Raw genomic sequence first — 5,903 nt, forward strand, 5'->3', positions numbered from 1 at the left:
AGACGTTCAAGGCGATTCGAAACGCATTGGGGTTTTAGTGCCCAAATAGGCACGGATTTATCAGAGTTTATTTTAGGCTAGGGTGCATGTGCGTCTCTCACACCTTAACTGCGCGTTAGCACTCAGAATCATTCAACAAGGAGGTTTTATGTTTCCATTAGAGGTATTTGTTACTTATACATTAGCTTGTTTACTTTTGGTGATCTCGCCGGGCCCGGACAACTTGCTCGCTATAGGTAGAGGTTTAAGCCAAGGTCGACTGGCGGCAGTAATGTCAGGCATGTCTTCTGGTGCTGGTATTTTATTTCATGTAGTCGCAGCAACATTCGGGCTAACCCTTTTAATTCAAACCTCTGAAGTGGCGTTTTATGTTGTAAAACTGGTTGGTGCTGCTTACCTAATATGGTTAGGTGTGAAAGTACTCCGTACGAGAAACCTGTTCTCACTGGAACCAGCGAAAAAACAGTCTCTGAAACTTATCTTTTCTACTGGGTTTCTATCAGCAGCACTTAATCCGAAGCCAGGTATGTTTGTTCTTGCTTTTGTTCCTCAATTTGTAAACCCAAGTTTAGGCTCAGTGACAACTCAAATGATTGGCTACGGTGTGTGGTTTGCAGCATTAACAGCAATTGGCTTTAGCTTAATGGGTGTGTTTTCTTCTCAATTGTCTGAGTGGTTTAGAAACAAGCCTAAACTAGTGTCAGGGTTAAATATTGGTGCAGGTATCACATTCGTGTCTTCTGGGTTAGCAATAGCGTTTATGAAGCAGCGATAATCTAAGTGCTAACAAACTGTTTAAGAGTGATTCGCAACGCGTGGCATTTTTACTATGCGTTGATTTTAGTGTTTAAGGTGGTAAACGGCGGCTTTGGTATTGCGTTGCTCACACCTTAACAGGGCGTTAGAACTTACTACTGAAAAATCATAGAGCGAGAAATGAAAGAGTTACTTTTATTATCAGCTTTGCTATTTGGAGCAAACGTTTTAGCACAAGAAAAAATCGACCTTGATAGCTCCTATTGGGAAATCGTTCCTAATGGTCACACTATAATTGAGGCTATACATGGTGACCTAAATGGAGATGGTAGAGACGATATTGTTTTGATGATACAAGGTACAGACCAAAACAAAATGGTCACTGATGAGTACCGTGGTCAGTTAGATCTCAACCGAAGAGGAATTATTGTTGCTTTAAGAAATAACGACAAGTACGACGTCGTTGTTGAAAATGACAATTGCTTCTTTTCTGTTGATGAAGAAGGAAGGGCTGAAGAAATCTTAATGAGTATTACAAAAGGAAACTTACATATTGATTTTTTAGATGGTCGACTTGAGAACCAGTGGAGTTACAACTTCCGTTACCAAGATTCAGATCTTGAGTTAATCGGTTATGAGGCAATGGCTAATCGAGGTCCTAGAGTGGAGGTAGTTACTAGTATTAATTACCTGACAAAAAAGATGCTCACTACCGAAAATGTTAGTGAGCTTGATGATGCCCCAATATTTAAAGAGAAGTGGTCAACCTTTGTTCTTGAACACAGATTTAAGTTAAGCCAAATCAGCGACTTTACTGAATTTGGTGATGGTGTACGAAATAGATAGACCCGCAGTGAGACGTAATTCTAACAAACTGTTCAAGAGTGATTCACAACGCGTGGCATTTTTACTATGCGTTGATTTTAGTGTTTAAGGTGGTATGCGGGAGCTTCAGCATTGCGTTGCTCACACCTTAACAGGGCGTTATACGAGCAGGAGGCTAAATGGAACGCGGTATAATAATTACTCCAAATTATTCAATTTTGAATAATGGGCATGGATTACAAATGAATGGCTCTGTCGAGCCTATAAATCTCAGAAATTACCTTCTTTTTTGGGACAAGATAGATTATCCAACAAACAATATGATTCATATTGGTGGTGGTCAGGATGTTGACTTTCTCATTCAGGAAGGGATTGCTAAATCTACAACAGTACGATTTCGTGAATTACGAGGTGATCAAAATGGATTTTTACCACTAGCAACTCAAATGGCTGCTTACGAAGAAAACAATAAAGTTGAAAATGAAGAGTGGAGTATTGCCCAGCCAACGGATCAATTAATTGTTCCTCAGCAATATGCAAAAACACAAGGATGTTTAGAGTTTGAATTGTATAATGCTATCCAAATTCCAACCGGTGACGTCCCTCTTCCTGAAGTTATTGACTTTAAGAATAAAAGGTTGCCAGAGCTTTTAGCGTTACGTGATGCTATGGATTCAATTGTAGATACTGTAGTTACGAGCCAAGACATACCTAAACGAAAGAACAAAGCAATTAATAAACTTCATCGTGATTTAAATGATTTCAATCGCGTTATGAAAGAAACTGGCTTTAAAAGAGTTAAGCGTTCCTTAACGGCAATAGCTACAGACCCGTGGTTTGGTGTAAGTAATGCCATGATGCTAGCTAATGGTTATTTACCAGAAAATTATCAGCCATACATGCAAGGGCTCAATGTGGCAGCTCTAGGGGCTTGTGCGCTGAAGTTTAGCTATCGCGAATTGGGCGTTGGACGTAACATACCCGTTGAGTACAAACATTTTGCCTATCTTTCGAGTATCCAGAAAGAGCTCGTATAACAAACTGTTTAAGAGTGATTCGCAACGCGTGGCATTTTTACTATGCGTTGCGTTTAGTGTCTAAGGTGGTGTGCGGTGACTTCAGTATTGCGTTGCTCACACCTTAACAGGGCGTTATGTGAATTATTGGGATCCTATGTAAGTGATTGAAATATGATTTCTGAAGACAACTGGCAAGATCACTATTGGAACTATTTGGCTCGCCTCGAAGTCGGTGCAATAGACCGAAGTTTTGAAGACTTAAAGCCTTGGGATTCTTTAGCTGAAGATTGTATGAACTTGGCTATTAAAGCTCCATTTCTCAAAGGTAAAAACTCAGGTTCAAAATCTATCAAACTTTCTGCTGCATTTTTGAAGCGTACCATGAGTGATTTTAGAGGTGCGTGGTTATTGATTAATTGGGGTTATCCTTACCAAGCAGCATGTGTCGCTGCTTCGCTTTATGAAAATGCACTTGTTGTTAATTGCCTTGTTGAGCGTCAAGACTTGGCTGATGAAGTTCTACTTAACAAGAATGGTGATGTTCCTTGGGGTGCTCGAAAACTTTGCAAAATGGCAGCATACAAAGATTTATACGGGAACATTCCGGATGAATTCCCAAATGATGATGAATTTAATACGGCTTGGAAATTGTGTTATCACAACTACAAGCTATTGTGCAAAATGAAGCACCCTACGTTACAACAGGTAGCAGATGAGACAAGGTCTGCCTTGAATCATAAAGGTGAGTTTGCAGTTATCCCATTACCGGATACTCGTAACGAAAGCCTCGCTTTGAAGCATATGTTGATGATTATCTGTATTTCCAAGCTGTTCTCTGCCACCAAATGTTTTGCAAAGGCTGTCGATTGTGCTTCTGATGATCCTGAACATGAGCAATTTTACAGTGAAGCACTAAAAGTGTACTCAAATTTAAAAAGATGTATCGGTGAAAGTAAAATTAAGGATATTTCGATCAAAGCATATGGGTTTAAATTCACATAACAAACTGTTTAAGAGTGATTCGCAACGCGTGGCATTTTTACTATGCGTTGCGTTCAGTGTTTAAGGTGGTATGCGGTGACTTCGGTATTGCGTTGCTCACACCTTAACAGGGCGTTAGGTTTACGAGTTAACATGGGAAGTTAAAGTGGATAAAACTCAGTTGATAAAGCGACTTGAAGAGTTAGGTATAGGGCTAGAGCGTTTTACAGTCCAGCTAACTGATTACGTCCATAAGTGGTCTGAAGCCTATGAGCTAATTGTCAGCGTGATTGCGCCTAACTTGAATGGTGTGACTATTTATCATATTGGTAGTACAGCGATCCCAGGCTCAATTGCAAAACCGATAATAGATATAGGTATCGCATATAATGACACTTTAACTTTTAAGCAAAACATTCTAGTGCTCGAATCTTTAGGCTTTACTTGCAAAGGAGAGCAAGGAGTTGAAGGTCGTTGTTTCTTCACATATTACAACGATAACGAACGTTTCGATTATATCCATGTTCATGCTTATAAGCAGGGCGACTCAAAATTAAGAAAACATATTCAATTTAGAGATGCTCACATTCAAAACCAAGAGTTGCTAATCGAGTACAATTCCCTAAAACAGGGCTTGGTTGCAAGTGGCGTCAGTAGGCAAGATTATCCTGCAGCAAAAGCAGCTTATATTCAAAGAATACTGTCACCTACATCGTGAAATCATAAACCTAACAAACTGTTCAAGAGGGATTCGCAACGCGTGGCATTTTCACAATGCGTTGGTTTTAGTGTTTAAGGTGGTATGCGGCGGCTGTTGTATTGCGTTGCTCACCCCTTAACAGGGCGTTAGCCCTCAAGGAGAAAATATAAAATTGTTTGAAAATCATTTAAAAAGAACAAAGTTCTTGCTGTTTTTGCAGGGTATATCTGTTGCAGTTACTCTGTTTCTACTATTTAACTTGCTTGCCGAAGTAAATCAATTGAGCTCTTCGAGTCTTTTTCTCACATTTGCCATTGTTTTAGTGATGCTAAGCTTGAACTTGTCTAGTTTTTACGGGTTGTTAAAAAAGAAGCTTTGGGTATTTAAGTTAATGATCGTTCTTTATTTAATTCAGATGATAGGCATAGAAACACCTAACTTTTCCTTAGCCTTTTCTTTTGGAGTTGAAGTACCGATAAGTGTGAATGTTAATGAAGTAACGGTTTCTCTAAACTTACTGGCAATCTTGGTAGTTTGGTTGTCGTATACAAGTCTTAACCTTTTGAAAAAGGGCTAACAAATTGTTCAAGAGTGATTCGGCACGCGTGGCATTTTTACTATGCGTTGGTTTTAGTGGTTAAGGTGGTATGCGGAGGCTTCGGTATTGCGTGCCTCACACCTTAACAAGGCGTTATGTGCTATGTGTGAATTAGTAGAAAAGGTATTATGGAAATTATTTTAACGTACGTTGGTTCGATTGCGTCAATTATAGGCATCCCATTAGCTATATACTTATACCTCAAAAGCAGAGAGGACAAAGTTGATAAGGTTAGGCTGGATATCATTAACACAATCTCATATCAAATTGGTGAAAGTAGAGAACTCAAGTTATTTGAAATTGAGCGGGTTATTGGTTCTAACCTACGAAGTAATAAACTGGACTCTGGTGTGATTGTTGCCGTAAATATAATTGAAGATCTAATCTCCAATACTATTTCAAGCCCATTGCTTAATCCTTCTCGAAAAGATGAGATATTAAAAAACTTAGAAAACATATTTCCAGAAAATTCGGGCTCCAGCCCTGAGCTAGTTAAACAGTTATCATCAAAAGTGTTTGCCCTTACGATAGTTTTACTATCTATGATTCCTCTCGGTATTGTATTGTTTATAGGTAAAGACAATTGGAGTGAGAATGCAGATTTCTTGATATCGTTTGGTACACTTGAAGGCTACTTACCCAACTTGATTTTTAGCGGTGGTGTCGGGGGGTTAGGGCTTGTTTTTAGCCTATTGGTTACTAGTTTGATAAAGAAAATTAAGAAAAAAATTGATGCGAAAGAAGAACATAATAAATCAAGTAAAAGGGATAACTAGTTTCTGTTGTTCTTTATTATGATATTTATGTTACTAACGTTGTGTGCGCACATAACAAAGCATTTAAGAGTGATTCCCAACGCTTGGCATTTTTCATTTCATCGTTGGGTTTAGTGTTTACGGTGGTATGTTTGGGTTTCGCGGTAGCGTTGCTCACACCTTAATGCGGCATTATGCTCTAGGAGGGAATTTTGCTCAATTTACTGAAGAAAGTGGTGCTAATCAATCTTGTTGCAGCATTGATTGTT

At 39.0% G+C, this 5,903-nt stretch carries 7 protein-coding genes; all 7 read left to right on the forward strand.

What is annotated here, in order from left to right; genetic code table 11:
* Positions 1-148: 148 nt before the first annotated feature.
* The 7 genes from R7R24_RS23955 (at position 149) to R7R24_RS23995 (ending at position 5,655) form a co-directional block, all read left to right on the forward strand.
* Positions 149-775, forward strand: coding sequence for a LysE family translocator (locus R7R24_RS23955; protein WP_021822674.1), 627 nt, complete (start codon positions 149-151; stop codon positions 773-775).
* Positions 776-936: 161 nt separating this feature from the next.
* Complete coding sequence (locus R7R24_RS23960; protein ID WP_213883762.1) at positions 937-1,602, forward strand: hypothetical protein; 666 nt, start codon at positions 937-939, stop codon at positions 1,600-1,602.
* Positions 1,603-1,760: 158 nt separating this feature from the next.
* Positions 1,761-2,618, forward strand: a complete 858-nt coding sequence (locus tag R7R24_RS23965; RefSeq protein ID WP_104979363.1) for a DUF6236 family protein — start codon at positions 1,761-1,763, stop codon at positions 2,616-2,618.
* A 153-nt stretch (positions 2,619-2,771) separates the two neighbouring features.
* Positions 2,772-3,602: a hypothetical protein gene (locus tag R7R24_RS23975; RefSeq protein WP_171345179.1), complete on the forward strand. Its 831-nt coding sequence runs from the start codon at positions 2,772-2,774 to the stop codon at positions 3,600-3,602.
* Positions 3,603-3,747: 145 nt separating this feature from the next.
* Positions 3,748-4,299 carry a GrpB family protein gene (locus R7R24_RS23980; RefSeq protein WP_079386173.1) on the forward strand — a complete coding sequence of 184 codons (552 nt, stop codon included), beginning with the start codon at positions 3,748-3,750 and terminating at the stop codon, positions 4,297-4,299.
* A gap of 154 nt (positions 4,300-4,453) precedes the next feature.
* On the forward strand, positions 4,454-4,858 hold the full coding sequence (locus tag R7R24_RS23990; RefSeq protein ID WP_170894504.1) for a hypothetical protein: 405 nt from the start codon (positions 4,454-4,456) through the stop codon (positions 4,856-4,858).
* A gap of 149 nt (positions 4,859-5,007) precedes the next feature.
* Positions 5,008-5,655, forward strand: a complete 648-nt coding sequence (locus R7R24_RS23995) for a hypothetical protein (RefSeq protein WP_206947126.1) — start codon at positions 5,008-5,010, stop codon at positions 5,653-5,655.
* Positions 5,656-5,903 lie beyond the last annotated feature (248 nt).

This window comes from Vibrio sp. 704 (assembly GCF_033339295.1).